We start from the raw sequence: 16736 nt of genomic DNA on the forward strand, positions 1-16736 counted from the left end.
GTGTACGTCATCTCCTTTTGATTGTGGCTAACCAAATTATCCGTTTACATGACGATCCTGGCTCATCAGAAAAAGTAGTACAAATAACCTGGATTTGTTACCGTTAATTTCAAAAAGTGATTTAGATCACGGAAACACAAATATATATTTGTAAGCGTGAATGACACTGCAATTTTAAGCCTTCAATATGCCCTGCTCCAGGCACAAAATCGCCGGCCGTCAAGACACCAGACTCATTAGACCGAAATACATAAAACTGATGCAAGAGTGAGCGGTAATCAGATATCCGGCTCACCGATTCACCAGCCCTTGTTAGGATACTATAGCGACATTTGCGATTATGCCGCATTATCTCCTGACCAGGAAAGCTCTTTCATCAGCATTCAACGATCGTTTGCTGGGCACAACAATAATTACAATTTACGTCCGTCCATTTGGAAAAAAGCTGGCATTCTATTGATATGCGTTAAGTAGCTATATCGTTACTGCTAGTCAGGTTGTCTGCATTTTGGGAAAACTACTGCGATCCTTTAGATAAAGCTTTGAAGCAACTAAACATTATTCCTAAGAATCCTATGTCCCAATCAGCTTAAAATAGTCAACATATGAATAATTCATCCTTCATGGATTTACTGGTAGAAAACACTCCACCCCTGATGGTCATGGCCCGGAAATTTACACGGACGAAAGAAGACGCAGAGGATCTACTGCAGGAAACACTATGTAAAGCCCTTGCATACCAGGACAATTTTAAGTCAACTACGAATATAGGAGCCTGGCTCTATGTAATAATGCGGAATATTTTTATCAACAATTATCGCCGAAGAAAAAAAACGCTTGAACTAACTGTTGCCCAAACTAAAGCCCTGCAGAAAGAACCTTTGGCGAACACGAGCTATCATCCTGACATTTCGACTAAAAATATTCTGGCACAAATTCAAAAGCTTCCATGTTTGCTAAAAAAGCCTTTTGTGTTACATCTTGAGGGCTATAAATACACTGAGATTGCCTGGATGCTTGACCTTCCGGTCGGCACGATTAAAAGCCGCATCCATTTTGCCAAGCAAGCGTTAAAGAGCGTAATTAAGAGAAGCTAGTTTATCGACCATTATTGCCAATACCAAAATTCACAATTTACCCCTGATATAATATCAGCTACAACTGCAGACTGTAAACCAGCCAAAACAGGAACTATTATAAGCATTCATTGTCACCCAGAACAATATGCTTGCATATACGCTTTATAAAAGGTAACGTGAATATATTGTAAGGCATGCTGAAAGCTCCGGGACACAGGCATTGATCTAGTTTTCTGATGTTGCCGGTATTGTTACATCCCCCAACCACTCACAAAATAATGAGTATGGATTATTGGCATCAGTACATAGACATTTGGCTGAGTATTTCGTTTTGACAACCGAAATCCTATAGAAGTGATATACATCACTTGCTTATAAACATATATTTGCCGGAATGAGTGTAAGAGGGAATTTTTTGATAGACAACTGGAATTTTAAGCGTGAGTCAATATTGCAAGACCTGCCATCGAGAGACCTTCAACTTTTGCTTGCACATACTTCTGAGGAAGTATACAAAAAAGGTGAAATTGTATTTCGTGAAGGCAGTTATCCTTTGGGTATTTTTTATATAGTAGAAGGAAAAGTAAAAAAATACAAAATGGAAAAAGGCGGACGGCAGCGAATAATTTACATCGCTAAGTCCGGAGAGCTAATTGGATACCACGCAGTCCTATCGAATGATCGCTACTCCGTTGCGGCAGCAACACTTGAAGCAAGCCGTATTATTTTCATCTCCCGCGAGGATTTTAGTGATGCAATTCAACAATCATCCGTTTTAGCACAAAGGCTGTTGCAGGCCTTAAGCCACGAATTTGCTGTAATGTGCAATAACTTATCCGCTTTTACCAGCAAGACGGTGCGGCAGAGGCTGGCAATACATTTACTTCTGCTTACTGAAAAGTATAAAACAGACGGCAAGTCAGGACAATCCACAGAAATTTTAATAGGCAGGGAAGATCTTGCAAGCGTGGTAGGCACTGCCAGGGAAAATGTAATCCGGTTGTTGACAGAGTTTAAAGAAGCAGGAATTTTACAAACAAAAGGAACAAGGATCACTATTCTTGACATGAGTCAACTGATCGCAATTGCCAGCAGCTGGGTAAAATAGCAACCGATGTCCAATCAATACCTAAGGTATAATTATTTGCTTTACTTTAACTACTCGTCGATTTCAAAAATCATACAACCGCAAGCGCTTAGCAGAAGCCGGCTTCTACATAAACACAAATGTTTTCCGTCCATTCAATTCTTTCAATAAACGTCTACATATAACTTGAACGTGCCGGCTTAATTTGTACCGGATTTATAGTTAGATTGACCCGGAATTATTACACAGTACAATGTTTTTGTAGACGAAATAAATTCATCCCCCCGCTCTGTCCCGGGAATTTTGGCCAGGTATCTTCAGTACAAAATGAACGGTGTCGGTGCACGCAAAAAAGTACAGGCAACCTATGTCACCCATATTTTGCCAGTGGAAGCATAACAAAAAGTCTTACCAGCGCTGAAGAGACATTCAATGCTAAACCCAAAAAATCGTTCAAAAAATAAGCATATGACTTGCAGGCAATGCCGCAGTTGCTTGTTATAACAGCATAAAATCCCCTTCTAACATGAAACATTTATTACCCCGTATTTTTCTAAGAACCGACCCGGATTCCAGTACCATTAAAAAAAGAAAGACGGTCATATATACCATGGTAAGTCTTGCATTTTTATTATTGATGTACACCGCAACTTGCCCGGGAGAATTGAGCGACCTAAAACTACTTTGCATGTCCGTCACAGGATATTTATTATTTGTTACCGCAATCTTTTTTTTGCTAACCGGCAAATGAGAACTGATAAACCAGTAATAAATACTGTAGAACAATCTGAATACAGGCTCATTGTTTGGCACAATCAGCGCTTTCCAAACGCACAGGCAATTCATGGATGAGGATACCATCATGAAAAAAAATCACAAACCGTGGCAAGATCCCACAAAAAAATAATTGAAGATGATGCATCGATACAGCCTTTTTGAAAATGAATATTTTAGTGAGACAATTAGTATAATAAGCAGCTCTAATGTCGATGCACTACAAACCGATGAATTGCTAAGTAATAACGTTATTCTGCTAAATTATCGGGAAGTTAAAATCCTGGCTGACATTCAGGATATTTGCAAAGAAAGGGCTAACACCTTTTACAGTATCCTTGCGGGCAGTAAATATATGCGGGTATTAACAAAAGCATTTCTCCTTAAGATGATCCGTGACTGTTCAAACCTCATCAGGTTCATTAATAAAAAATATTATTGCATACATGAACACTGGCAAAAAACCACACAGGATGAAACCTTTAGTCAGTGGACAAAGCTGAGGCCCGCGCCGGATGACATGAAAACGCTCGATATACTCTCATTTTGCGAAAAAGAAGATCTTGCGGTTTTAGATGTTTATGCAAGATTAATGGATCGACATGACCTAAGCATCGGCTTAAGGAACTTTGTTAATGATCAGCAAGAAAAACTCGGGGAGGAACTTAAATACTTAAAGGAATTCAAAATACTTTCTTCTTCAAAAATTCTTGACGCCGGCATTGCATCTTAATCAGGTTTAACTCATGTAGCCTGCCTGATATCTCCCGGTTTTGTTCAATTGTGTGTAAATATTTAACGTTTTAATTTATGTCTTTCATTTTCTCATGACCATCATTGACGTTGACTTAACTGCCGGTCGCGAAAAAAATGACTATCTATATGTAATTGTGAATGAAAAACCAAGACTTAATTTTTCAAGAACGGATAAAACCTCATTCACCACGGTTTCTATTGTTTGTGCCTGCCGTTCCAATTCAACGTGAAGTGTTGATTTTCCCGGTTCAGAAAACGTGTATATGATTAAACGGTAAAGCTTCGGCGGAAGTCCCTTTTTTATTGCAGACAACGCCTGAATATCTGCATTTTTAATGATGATCGTGGTAACAAACAGTGCCATACTTTTCATAACCCGTTTTAGGAGGTTAAAAATCACTTTTACAATCCTGCGCTCAAAGTATTTAAAGCCCGCCGTGGAAACAACGGGCTTTGTATTTGCTTATGGGAAAATGACAAAAAAACTCCTACGATTATTCAGAACCGAAATTGCCAAAACCACTGATCAGGTTACCGAAGAAAATAGCGTTCAGCAACAGGCGGTTCGTACCAAGCCAGTAGCTTCTATATGCAGGATCATCTGCAAAAAGTGTGATGGCTCCTGAACCTTCTGCACTGGTTATAATAGCAGCCGAGTTATTTATTTTAGAGACGCTTTCTTTTGGCGCATATCCGTTTACAAACGCGTCCTTATCATATTGAGCAACGGTGTTGTATTTGTTTTTAGACGGCAGCAAAATGGTTGATCCGTTTTTGTTCACAAACAAACGGCGACTGTTCACTCCAAACGCGACAGGATGCGTAGTATCAAGATCAGTCGTAAAAATGGCGCCATTTAACCGCTTTGCACCTTCAACATCCTGCAGGCTAACGTAATCCAATCTTTCAGCAGATAACGCCCGTTTTGCATTCTGCGTTTCTGTTGAATTAGATACCGGAGACACGGTTGCATTTGCCGGCACATTACGAATTGTGTTGCCACCGCCACGGTTGTTCAGCGAAGAATCTACATATGCTTTCTCACGGGAAATTTCCTGATTAATGGCCCAGGCGCTGGCATTCTGAAAAGTAATAAGATTGCCACCTTCTCTTACCCAGTCCTTAATTTTTGCGACAACAGATTTATCCCATTCGCTGTAATTACCGCCAGGCAATATCAGTGTATTGTATTTTTTTAGTGAGATGCGCGAAAAATTATCTGCATCAATCTTTACAACCGGCAAGCCCAGTTGTTGGTTCAATAAAAACCAAACTTCACCTGCTTCTTCCGAGTTGATGCCCTGACCAAAAGCCAGTGCAACAGATGGTTTTCGTACGCTTTTGATGTTGCTGCTTCCCAGGTCTATACCTTCAGCATTGAAACCTGTAAGCGCAGATGTAAATGATACGCCTGCCAATGATGCTGCATTATTAAGTGTTCTATACAGGGAATCAGCAGGAATGTCCTGCGCGGCTACCGGTACCACAAGTGCGCCATAACCAAAGGATTTCTTACCACCGGGAGTGTTTGCCGTAAAAGGCTTAAACGCGGTTTTCACGTTAACACCTCTGTTTAACAGGTAATACAAAGCCTTTGATGCATTGTAATCGCTCCAGCTTAAGAGATAGGCATAGGAAGCTTGTCCGGCTGCCACCTCGCCTTTCAAGGATGGCAACGCAGTAACAGGTTCTCCTTTAGAGAATGCAGGATTTTTGATCTTGCTGTATTGCAGGCCATAGGCATGAATGATTGACCATCCGGTGTTATCATAAAATACACTGTCCTTCAGCAAATTTTCTTCAAACAATGAGTGGATGATCCTGAAATTGGGTTGCGCTGCCGGAACGATATAAGCTTTTCCTTTTTCAAAACTTTTTCCTTCAGCACTTACATTCGCTGTAAGCTCATACACTTTCACGCGATGTCTTAATAACAGATCAAGAAATTTGCGGGTAAGTGTTTCATCGCGGCTGTCACCAAAAACATATGCTTTTGCATCGTTTCTCGCAGCCTGTTCCAATGCGGATTTAAAAAAGTCTTTCTGCAATTTAAACAAGCCTTCTTTCTCCGCTACAGCACCACGCACTGTAGCAAGACCTGTTACAAGATGATTGCGTATCGTAAATGGAAATGTGAGTATGCCGTTGCTTGTTTCAATATTTAATCCACGGCTGCTGGCTTCTTCAAAAGTAGCGCCTACTCCACCGTAAAATTTGGGATAAGTAGAACCATAGATCGGTGATAGATTGTCATAGTTCTCTTTGGTGAAATACAATGAACCGATATCATCCAGCGCCTTTGCCTGGTACTTCGCCAGCACTGCATTAAAGTCGTACACGCTTTGCGGAATGATCGGGCTCTGATGGCTCTTGGGTGTTGGCTCAAAGTAGTAGGTAGCGTTTGCACCCTGTTCATGAAAATCTATCTGCACGTTGGGATACCACTGATGGAAATATTCAATTCTTGCTTTACTTTCTACCTGCGTAAGGCTGAGCCAGTCCCTGTTAAGATTGTTCAGGTAATGGTTGCTTCTGCCGCCCGGCCAGATCTCCTGGTGCTCTTTATCGTAGGCATCAGCCACCGGCGGAAAAGATTTGTAGGAATTATACCAGTTGGCGGCCCTGTCCCTTCCATCAGGGTTTTGAGAAGGATCAACCAGCACCACGGATTCTTTCAACCATTGCTGTGTTTCTTCGCTCTGATTGGCAACCAGGTAATAAGCTGTCAGCAAACCTGTCTCACCGCTTGAGGTCTCGTTACCATGTACGCTGTAACCTAACCAAACAACTACGGGCACATCTTTCCCCGGCAGCGGTGCTTCCGGATCAACCAAAGTTGCATGCGCCTGCTTAATATTACTGATTCGTCCGTAGTTATCAGGCGATGTAATTGTGGCAATAATCAGAGGACGTTCTTCGTACGTTTTGCCAATCACTTCCACGTGGATCTTATTGCTTACACGTGCAAGTTCATTGAAGTATGCTACAATCTGATCATGCCGTGTATAGTGCGTACCGATGGGGTAACCAAGAAACTGTTCGGGCGTAGGAATTTTCGGATCGAAAGTTCCTGCATTGCGGAAGTAATAATTCTGTTGTGCTGCTGCACGCTCTCCTGCCAATAACGCCAGCAGGCCAAGCAACATGATTGAACGAAATGATTTCATGATGGAAATATTGAGTTAGATGAATTTTTAGTAGCCGGGGTTTTGTGTTACGTCGGGGTCAGATAAAATATCCTGGTAAGGAATAGGGAACAGCCAAAAGTCTTTGTTGGTGAGTCCAAGCACCTCTCCTGCCCGTCCTGTTCTCACCAGATCAAACCACCTGTGTGCTTCAAAAGCAAATTCTACACTATTCTCATCTTCAATTGCCTGGATAACTTGAGCTTTTGTAACGGCTGTAGATTTGGCAACATCCGCACGCTGCCTTACAGCATCAAGATCTTCCAGGGCACCCTGCAGATTGTTTTGCTGTGCCCTTGCCTCAGCACGGATCAGGTACAATTCCGCAATGCGGATCAGGTAAGCCGGATCCGTACTTGTTGCATAAGTGTTGTACAACACTCCATACACCGAATTGCCGCTTCCTGCAATGAGTGATTTTCTTGCTCCGCCTATATCAGTATTGTTGAGCTTGTCAACAATACCAGCGGAAGGCTTAAGTGTAAACTGTCCGCCGAAGGAACTGGGATACCAAAGGTTCCAGTAACTGTTCCTGTCATTTGCAGAAAATGTAAGCTCAAGCACAGATTCATTGCTAAGAAAAGGAGCCGTAAAAAATGCACCATATGGTTTTACCAGGCTATACTTTGTGTTGCTGATCACCTGGCTGGCGTAAGCTTCTGCATCGGCCCATTGCTTGCGGTATAAATGCAGCCTGGCACGCAACGCACGGGCCGTACTTTTTTGCGCGCGGTTCCTTGTTTTTGCATCTTCCGGTAGTAGCTGTTCTGCCTGAACAAGATCTGCAAGTACCTGGTCGTATGTCTCATCCAGTGTGCTTCGCTTAATACCTTTAAGCGCACTGAGATCCGTTGTCGGCTTAAGTTGCAATTGTACGCCGCCCCAGCCTCTGCCCAGGTCAAAGTAGCCGATCGCCCTGATAAAATAAGCTTCGCCGAGAATCTTATTCTTTTCATCGTTTGTCAACAACGGATCGTTGACTGATGGAACAAATGCTATCACACTGTTTGCTGTATTGATCATGCTGTAGATGCCCTGGTATGCGGCAACAGTGGTTACGTTGTCCGTTGGTATGGCATTCTGATCCAGTTGCAGATACTGACTGAGTGTTCCGTTGAACACAACATTATCTGCAGTAATGGTTCCCAGTGTGGGATAGTTGGACGCATAGTAGTTCTGCAGGCCGTCATAAGCCCCAATAATGGCGGCCCTGGCTGTACCTGCGTCTGTAATTGCGGCTGTGGAAGGAACTGCATTGTTGGGAATTTCAGTCAGGTATTTTTTGCACGACACAAATGCGGATAGCATCCAGAGCATAGCGATACCTTTAATTATTTTATTGAGAGGTTTCATAATTCAGTCTTTTATCATTTAGAAGGATAGGTTAATACCGGCCTGTATAGTTCTTGGTTGCGGAACAGTAGCCCAGTCGTAGCCTGCAGTATTCTGGTTAGCGCTTTGAGAACTTACTTCAGGATCTAAACCTTTGTATTTGGTGATGGTGAACAGATTGCTGGCCTGCACGTACACACGCAGGTTCGTGAGCTTAACATTGCGCAGTACGCTGGATGGCAAAGAATAACTTAACGTGATCGTTCTCAAACGGATGAATGACCCATCTTCCAGGTAGCGTGAGCTAAGGCTTGCAACGCTACCACCGTAGTTATTCGCAGAGCCTCCGTTGATAGTTGGGTCGCCACTGTAGGTCGTCATTCTGGGGATATCTGTTATATCGCCGGGATGCTGCCATCTCTCCAGTTGTCTTGGCACAAAGCCAATGTTTCTTTGCGTTCCACCATGCACCAAAAAGAAATCATTCATGTTCATGATCTTGTTGCCCTGCTGGAAATAGAAGAAGAAACCGAGATCGAAATTTTTGTAGGAAAGATTATTTGTTAAACCGCCTGTATATCTTGGTAAGGCATTGCCAACGATCTGCCTGTCTGCTGAAGTAATGGTACCGCTTTTATCTACATCGTCATATACAGCATTTCCTGTTTCAGGATCTACATACAATTGCTTGTATAATTGGAAGGAATTAACGGAGTAGCCTTGACGAAGTATGGAGATATTTCTTCCCGATGCACCAAGTGCAATGTCCGAAGCCAGTTTTTCAATTTTGTTGTTATTGAATGCAATATTGAAATCGGTTGTCCAGCGGAATTCTTTTGTGTTGATATTGTCTGAATGCAGCGTTATTTCAACGCCCTTGTTACGCACCGCGCCATAGTTCTGCAAATAAGATGCGAAGCCGGAACGCAATGGAACAGGCACATTCAGCAACAGATCATATGTGTATTTGTTATAGTAGTCAACAATTACATTCAGCTTGTTATTTAAAATAGCAAACTCAACGCCTACATCAGCCTGTCTTGTCGTTTCCCAGGTAAGATCAGGATTAGCTAATTGCGTTGGTGCATCGCCCGGATTGTCCAGGTAGTTTGCGCCTGCCGACCATAAGCCCTGCGCTGCATAAGCGCCAATACCGTTCTGGTTACCAGACAATCCAATGCTTCCTCTGAATTTAAGTTCATCAAACCAGTTAAGATTCTTTACAAACTCCTCCTGGCTGGCGCGCCATGTTAAACCGCCGGAAGGAAAATATCCCCAGCGATTGTTCACGCCAAATTTAGAAGAACCATCAGCCCTTAAACTTCCGTCAATTGTATACTTGTTATCGAACGTATAGCTTGCTTTTCCAAAGAAGGACACAAGTTTTGCTTCAGACCTTGAAGAAGAACCTGACCTTGTAGCCGCGGATGAAATAGCAGTGAAATTGTTGCTGGGAAATCCTGTTCCCGTTGCGGTAGTGCCTTCCGTAAGTACACTGTTCAGCGTATTTCCGATCAGGGCATTAATGGCATGTTTTCTTCCACTTCCAAACGATTTAATGTAAGTGAGGACCTGTTCGTTGGTAAGTACCTGGTTCTTTGTTTGATAAGATGCGGCAGAGCCATTCGTTGCAACACCTGCACTGATCAATGTATTGGCGTAATTATTCTCGTACTCATCTGTACGGTCTACACTCCAGCTGGTGCGGAATTTTAACTCAGGAAGAATGACATACTCACCATAAATATTACCAATACTGCGCCAGCCAACTGCATTGTTGTTCAGGTTGTTGATGAGCGCAAGATGGTTGTCAAAGCTGCCATACTTTGCGTACGAACCGTTTGGGTTATAGACAGGCAGATAAGATCTGACAAAGAGAGCGGAGTTAATAACGCCCTGCGGATTGTTGTCGTTACTACTCACATTGCGCCATGTACGTGTGATATTAATGCTGGTTCCTACTTTTAACCTGCGGCTCAGGTAAGTATCATAATTGAGCCTCGCAGAATAACGTTCGAAATTCGATGGCTTTACGATTGATTGTTGTTTCAGATAACCCAGCCCGACATAGTAGGTACTTTTCTCTGAGCCACCCTGCGCAGAAAGCTCATAGTTACTTGTGTTACCTGTTCTGAACAGGTCATTGATCCTGTCGTACGTTGGCAACGTATCCGCTTTTGGAAAAGGCAGTACGATTGCAGAAGGATCCTGGCCGTTATCAATGGCTGTATTATAGGCCGCTTCGTTAGCCAGCAAAGCGGTTTCAGGGCCATTGGTTACCTGAAACTTTTTAGGTGCATTGCTCCAACCATGATAAGCATTGATATTAATTTTTGCACTGCTGTTCAGGCGGCCACGTTTGGTTGTTACCAGGATAACACCGTTGGCGCCGAGCGAACCATAAATAGCTGTTGCATTGGCATCTTTTAAGATCTGGATGCTTTCAATATCATTCGGATTGATATCTGCAAGCGGATTTGATTGCTGCTGATTGCCCATGCTTGTCTGAACGGGATCTGAACTGCTTACAAAAACGCCATCAATAACATACAAGGGATCTACCGATGCATTGATGGAATTATTACCTCTTACGCGAAAAGTAATACCACCGCCAGGTACACCTGAATTGGATGTAACCTGCACGCCTGCAGCCTTACCCTGTAACAGCTGGTTAAACCCAGCAGCGGGAATATCTTTAATACTGCTTGCATTAACACTCACAATAGAGCCTGCAATAAACTTGCGGCTTTGTGTGCTGTAACCGGTAATAATAACTTCCTCAAGCTGCCGGTTGTCTCTTTTAAGTGTGATGGATATAATACCGTTTGAAGGCACCGGTATTTCCTGTGTTTCATAGCCTGTGAAGCTCACCAGGATCTTTTTTTCCTTGGAACCTCCTTCCAGTTGGAAAGAGCCATCCGTTGCACTTAAGACTACTTTTTTGGAGCCTTTCAATTGTACGGTTGCGTTTTCAAGAGGCTGATTGTTTTCACCAAGGATCTTTCCGGTGACGGCAGTTTGTGCCATTACCCGGTAACTTAGAAATAGCACAAAAACAAACACAGCACTTCTTTGTAAGAAATGTTTCATGAATAATGTGTTTAAAAAAATAAATAATTAGTTGATGCAGGGAAACATCAATGAAGTGTTGTGTGGAGCTGTGTTAAACGCTAAAAAATATGAAGGGGTATGAGATGATCTGGTATAAATTCTATCAACAACAACAAGCCCGTTCAATAACAGAGCCGGTTACGTAAAGATTTACGGCTGTAACAAATTCCTGAAATCCGAAAGATCCGTTAGTGAAATTTTGCTTTGCAGTTAATGTTGATTTCATATAAGAGATATAATATTCTACTAATTTGGTAGACAAAACTAATTCGAAAATTTAAAACAAAAAAATTATCCTACTAAATTAGTAGAGTTTTATTTTTGAGTAAATAATTTTAGGCACATGAAACCTTTTGCAATCTATCACGAACATCCGGACTGGTTTAAACCATTGTTTGCCGAACTTGAAAAAAGAGGCATTCCTTACGAACGGCTAAACCCTGCAGAACATCAGTTTGCTATTGAAGCCAAAGAAGAAAAATACAGCCTGTTCTTTAACAGGATGAGTCCTTCCGCATTTTTAAGAGACCATCAGCAGGGGATCTTTTACACCCTCAATCTGCTGAAACACCTGGAATTAAATGGTGTAAGCGTAATCAACGGCTACAAAGCTTTTACTTATGAAACATCCAAGGCCCTTCAGTTATCACTTCTTCAATCACTCAACTTATCGTATCCGAAAACGAGAGTCATCAATCACCTGTCACAGCTATTGGATGCAAGCGCGGACCTGCGTTTTCCGATCGTACTTAAAGCGAATATCGGTGGCAGCGGCGCAGGTATTGTAAGATTCGATTCACGAGACGAAATAGCGGAAGCCATTGATGCAGGCACGCTTCAATTGGGTATTGACCTTACAGCTTTGGTACAGGAGTATATTCCTGCACGCGGCGGATATATTACCAGGGTGGAAACACTCGGCGGAAAATTCCTGTACGCCATTCGTGTGCATATTACGGGAGATACATTCAACCTATGCCCCGCAGACATTTGCCAGACCAGCGCAGGCAAAGAGCTGGTCCGCAATGCCTGTGCACTTGACGCTCCTAAAAACGGCTTAAAAGTCGAAGCATACAATCCTCCCTCACAAGTGATTGAGGCAGTAGAAACCATTGTGCAGCATGCAGGCATTGACGTTGGGGGCATTGAGTACATTATTGATGACAGGGACGGATCGCTGCTTTACTACGATGTAAATGCACTTTCGAATTTTGTTGCTGATGCTGTAAATGTGGTGGGCTTTAACCCGCATGAAAGGCTTGTTGATTTCCTGGAAGAACAGGTATATGCGAGCAACAAAGCAGTCTCAACAAACGCTTAATCACATTCATTACACAAAGATTATTTCACCTCTTATTACCAAACACTATGCAATACGGATATTGGATGCCTGTATTCGGCGGCTGGCTGCGCAATGTGGCCGATGAACAAATGGAAGCATCATGGAACTATGTAAAAAAACTGGCTGTAAAAAGTGAACAGCTTGGCTATGGCCTTTCATTAATTGCCGAACTCAATTTAAATGATATTAAGGGGGAACATGCGCCGTCACTGGATGCATGGAGTACTGCTGCTGCTATTGCAGCCGTTACTGAAAAGCTGGAGCTGATGATTGCCGTGCGCCCCACTTTTCATAATCCTGCACTGCTTGCTAAACAAGCCGCAAATATCGATCACATCAGCAATGGCAGGTTATCGCTTAATGTGGTTTCCTCCTGGTGGAAGGATGAAGCTGAAAAATACGGCGTGCACTTTGAGCAACATGATGACCGATACGCAAGAACAGCAGAATGGCTGACAGTGCTCAACAATGTCTGGAGCAAAGACAATTACAGTTTTGAAGGAAAATATTATAAGGTGAAGGACAACGTGCTGCAACCTAAGCCTATACAGCAACCGCGACCATTTATATATGCCGGTGGTGAAAGCGAAACGGCTAAAGACCTGATAGCACGCACCTGCGATGGCTATGTAATGCATGGTGACCACCCGGATGTTATTGCCAAACGCATTCGTGACCTGAGTGAACGACGTGAAAAATTTGGTTTACCAAGAATGAAGTTTGGTGTAGCGGCTTACAGTATTATAAGAAATAGTGAGCAGGAAGTAAAGCGCGAAATAGAACGCATCACCAATGTGAACGAAGGCAGTTCCGGTTACAAGAACTATCATCAATGGCTCGCCGGCACACAACTGGAACAACGTGTTTCGCTGGAGGATTATTCCGTATCCAACCGTGGCCTGCGCAGTGGACTAACGGGTACACCATGGCAGGTGCAGGATAGAATAGCGGCTTTCCGCGAAGCAGGTGTTGACCTGTTCCTGTTACAATGCTCACCGCAACTGGAGGAGATGGAAAGATTTTCCGAAGCGATTATTGCTAATGAGACAGTGCCTGCATAACCATATTCCATACAGGCTCATTCAACACTTACTTGTTTCAATGGGCCTGCTTTAATTAAACTTCAACCTTTCATTTTACGAAGCCCTAATCCCTTTTCACTTCGTAAAGACGTGCCAGTTTTTTTGCTTTTCGCACTTTATAGTCGAACCATTTCCTGCCACAAATATTTCTCATGATATTGTCAAATTTTCGTACGATAAAGATGTTTTTAAGACCTCGTAATCTTTGCCAGAATGAAGGTGATAAAGCACGATAACTTACGGAATATCCTGCAGTAGTGTATTGTATATAGTGCCAGAATCCTGATGGAATAAAAAGGGTCTCGCCAGGATGTAGGTCGCACGTCCATCCCTGTAAATTCCGAAGCGCAGGAAACTGTTGATAGTCCGGGTCAGCGAGGTTCACGGGGCCGTGAAAATTGAAAGGCAGTTTGTATAACAGCTTTGATTGATCCTGCGAAAACAACATGATTCTTTTAACGCCATGCAACTGAGTTAAGAATACATCAGACATATCAATGTCATAGTGATACCTGACACTTGACTCCTCTCCACCAAAGAAAAGATAGGGTAGCCATGTGAGGATCTTACCGCCTGTGACGTCATTAATTTTCAGGTCTTTTTTAAGTTGCGGCTTTTTCTTCAGCAGATTGAACAAGAACAGCCTTAGCGGCGTAGGTGCGGTTTGGATCAAAGAAAGATATTCGCGGAAAGTAATGCGTGCTACAGGCGGTGATGTAACCCACTCATTGTGAGTGTCTTCCTTCCCGTAAATATCAACTAACTGATCTCCTGCCTGATCGGCAAGAAAATCAAATGTCCATTTGGATAAGACCGTTTTGTCTGCAAGAAAATCGTTCAGTATTACAGGACGTTTATGCGTGTAAAAACTTTTTGAGAATGTTTCCTGTTGGCCTGGCCCGGATAAATGCTCGATTTCTTTCAATTTCATATGTCCCAAAACATTTGGTAAAGCAGATGCGTTAGTTATTATCATTACCGCGAACGATCATTGAACAGGCTCTAATAAGTATTGACAAAATTGATCAGGAATGAACGATTGTATTACTTTGTCAATGGCGTTAACTGAATCAGCAATGAACCTGAAGTGTCACGAATATTGGTTTTAATTTCTTCAAAATCCTTATGAGTAATTGTAATATTAAAAGGCACGCTAAGAGAAGTGCGGAGTGTAAACTTTCCATCAGTAGTTGATAACACTTCCTCCTCTCCTTCCACAGCCACAATGTAAGCACTTGAAACAGGACGATTGGTCTGCTTGTCAACAATAAGACCGGAAATAGTTAAGACTTGCTTGTTTGCAGGCCTGAAGGCACACAATACAATCAGCACTAAAACGGAAAGCTTTTTCATACAAAATTATTTAGGTGTTATTGCCAGTGATTGAAACAGGGATTGACAGTCATTTGCACGCGTTACATCATTCTGATTAAAAAACCAGAATGCTTCCTTGTCTCCAATATTCATGGTCATTTGAGTAGCACCCTGTGTTTTATGTTCAGCAATCTCCCAGTTAGTGATCACTTTATAATTGAGCTTAGCGTTATAGCTGAATGAAGCCGTTCGGTCGACATGAAAAAGTGCTGTATCCTGCAAAACTTTTGTCTCTGTATAATTTTTATATCCGGAAAAACGAATAATGCTATCGCTATTATTCACAACAGTTGCAGCAAGTATTACCGGCTTTTGCAAGGCAGGCAATTGAGCCACTGCATTTAACGCAATAAGTGTGGCGGCCTTGTGTGCCCCGTGTTCATTTTCTCCTGGCAAAATGCAAAAAACGAAATCATAATTTTCTCTCTTCAATACAGCCAACAGCTTCGTTTTCACTTCCGGGATATTCCAGCAGGAATCCAATGAAGCCTTTTCATCCAGGCAATATTTATTGTCCCGCTGGTCAGCAAAAAAATAATTGGATACACCAAGAATGTGACCGGCATTTTTTAGCTCCTGCTTTCTGATCGACGGAAGTTTCGAACGCCCGTTTTCTTCATCTGTTAGTTTAACACCATAATATTTTTCAGCAAGTGTTGAATAGCGGTAACCGGCCTCTCCGTTCGTGATAACAAAAAGATCAACCTGTCCGTTGTGCTCTTTGGCTATCTTGTATAGTGTTACCGACACAATACTTTCGTCGTCAGGGTGGGCGATTACAACCAGAACTTTTGGATGCAGTGCTTTCTGTTGACCAATTAGTTTTGTGGTTGTCAGTATAAAAAGAATGCTGGCTAAAACGCCGATAATTTTGCCCTGGCTCATAATAGTTCTGAATAATGAATGATTAAAAGGCGCAGGCCAGATACAACTGCAGTGTATTGCAGCTTTCATAGCCCGGCAACTGCGATATATAGCGTCTTAAGGAACAGACACGCAATAATTGTCAACAACAGCTTTCCTTTACAAAACGCTGCTTTGAAACACTTATAGCAATACCTTTTGTACAGCTGGGAAATAAGAAATCAGTTAGCCCTGTTTTCATCCGATATTATTATCCTACTAAATTAGTAGACAAATATAATTAATAGCATTAAAATGCAAAAAAATTTCTGTACTGTTTCCGGCATAAAATAATACAGGCAGGCTGGTCTTTATCACGCTAATTATTAGCACATGTTTGGTCGGACCGCTCTCCGGAGTGCTGATTAAATAAAGATGTTTAATGCTTTAGATAAGTGCGGGTTACATGGTCCTTCAGGCACTTTGCAACAGACGGAATGATCAACAGATATTTGTTTTCCAGGGAACAATGTTCAACCAAAATTAACCCTGGATTAACCAGGGTTCTTATTCATACACGATTATCCTTTAACGGATTTCTCAACTTTTTTCCTCGAGTTGCCACTGGTTTTAATAGCTTTCTTAACAGCGCTTTTTGAAGTATTTAGCTTCTTTGCTTCATAATTAACTTCGTAATCCTGACCACCAGCAACTTTCGCGCGATCTTGTGCGCGACCTTTGTTTGAATTATTTGCTGTCTTCATATACTAT

The 16736-nt window shown here is 42.3% G+C and carries 13 protein-coding genes; 5 read left to right on the forward strand and 8 right to left on the reverse strand.

Going from position 1 to position 16736, the window contains the following annotated elements; genetic code table 11:
* Positions 1 to 605: 605 nt before the first annotated feature.
* The 3 genes from QTN47_RS20255 to QTN47_RS20265 all read left to right on the forward strand — a co-directional run bounded on the left by QTN47_RS20255 (position 606) and on the right by QTN47_RS20265 (position 3673).
* Positions 606 to 1097, forward strand: coding sequence for an RNA polymerase sigma factor (locus QTN47_RS20255; RefSeq protein ID WP_369331242.1), 492 nt, complete (start codon positions 606 to 608; stop codon positions 1095 to 1097).
* Between the two features lie 376 nt (positions 1098 to 1473).
* Entirely contained in the window at positions 1474 to 2187 is a 714-nt protein-coding gene (locus QTN47_RS20260; protein WP_369331243.1) for a Crp/Fnr family transcriptional regulator, read from the forward strand.
* Between the two features lie 892 nt (positions 2188 to 3079).
* Complete coding sequence (locus QTN47_RS20265; protein WP_369331244.1) at positions 3080 to 3673, forward strand: hypothetical protein; 594 nt, start codon at positions 3080 to 3082, stop codon at positions 3671 to 3673.
* Between the two features lie 141 nt (positions 3674 to 3814).
* Here the strand turns inward: QTN47_RS20265 and QTN47_RS20270 are convergent, their stop codons facing one another.
* The 4 genes from QTN47_RS20270 to QTN47_RS20285 form a co-directional block, all read right to left on the reverse strand.
* On the reverse strand, positions 3815 to 4069 hold the full coding sequence (locus QTN47_RS20270) for a hypothetical protein (protein WP_369331245.1): 255 nt from the start codon (positions 4067 to 4069) through the stop codon (positions 3815 to 3817).
* Positions 4070 to 4190: 121 nt separating this feature from the next.
* The gene (locus QTN47_RS20275; protein ID WP_369331246.1) at positions 4191 to 6863 is read right to left on the reverse strand and encodes a M14 family zinc carboxypeptidase; all 2673 of its coding nucleotides are present in this window, start codon (positions 6861 to 6863) and stop codon (positions 4191 to 4193) included.
* Positions 6864 to 6890: 27 nt separating this feature from the next.
* Positions 6891 to 8234, reverse strand: a complete 1344-nt coding sequence (locus QTN47_RS20280; RefSeq protein ID WP_369331247.1) for a RagB/SusD family nutrient uptake outer membrane protein — start codon at positions 8232 to 8234, stop codon at positions 6891 to 6893.
* Positions 8235 to 8252: 18 nt separating this feature from the next.
* Positions 8253 to 11303 carry a SusC/RagA family TonB-linked outer membrane protein gene (locus QTN47_RS20285; RefSeq protein ID WP_369331248.1) on the reverse strand — a complete coding sequence of 1017 codons (3051 nt, stop codon included), beginning with the start codon at positions 11301 to 11303 and terminating at the stop codon, positions 8253 to 8255.
* 364 nt (positions 11304 to 11667) lie between these two features.
* On the opposite strand from QTN47_RS20285, the gene QTN47_RS20290 reads away from it, so the two are divergent.
* Positions 11668 to 12645, forward strand: a complete 978-nt coding sequence (locus QTN47_RS20290) for an ATP-grasp domain-containing protein (RefSeq protein ID WP_369331249.1) — start codon at positions 11668 to 11670, stop codon at positions 12643 to 12645.
* Positions 12646 to 12692: 47 nt separating this feature from the next.
* Positions 12693 to 13727 (forward strand): LLM class flavin-dependent oxidoreductase, encoded by a 1035-nt coding sequence (locus QTN47_RS20295; protein ID WP_369331250.1) that lies wholly within the window; start codon positions 12693 to 12695, stop codon positions 13725 to 13727.
* A gap of 85 nt (positions 13728 to 13812) precedes the next feature.
* On the opposite strand, the gene QTN47_RS20300 is transcribed toward QTN47_RS20295, so the two are convergent.
* From QTN47_RS20300 to QTN47_RS20315, 4 genes are all read right to left on the reverse strand, one after another.
* Positions 13813 to 14679, reverse strand: a complete 867-nt coding sequence (locus tag QTN47_RS20300; RefSeq protein ID WP_369331251.1) for a cupin-like domain-containing protein — start codon at positions 14677 to 14679, stop codon at positions 13813 to 13815.
* A gap of 113 nt (positions 14680 to 14792) precedes the next feature.
* The gene (locus tag QTN47_RS20305; protein ID WP_369331252.1) at positions 14793 to 15101 is read right to left on the reverse strand and encodes a hypothetical protein; all 309 of its coding nucleotides are present in this window, start codon (positions 15099 to 15101) and stop codon (positions 14793 to 14795) included.
* Positions 15102 to 15107: 6 nt separating this feature from the next.
* Positions 15108 to 16076, reverse strand: coding sequence for a PIG-L family deacetylase (locus tag QTN47_RS20310; RefSeq protein WP_369331253.1), 969 nt, complete (start codon positions 16074 to 16076; stop codon positions 15108 to 15110).
* A 470-nt stretch (positions 16077 to 16546) separates the two neighbouring features.
* On the reverse strand, positions 16547 to 16729 hold the full coding sequence (locus QTN47_RS20315; protein ID WP_369331254.1) for a DUF3606 domain-containing protein: 183 nt from the start codon (positions 16727 to 16729) through the stop codon (positions 16547 to 16549).
* Positions 16730 to 16736: the final 7 nt, after the last annotated feature.

The sequence above is a fragment of the Danxiaibacter flavus genome (assembly GCF_041060425.1).
In the GTDB taxonomy this organism is placed as follows: Bacteria; Bacteroidota; Bacteroidia; order Chitinophagales; family Chitinophagaceae; genus Danxiaibacter; species Danxiaibacter flavus.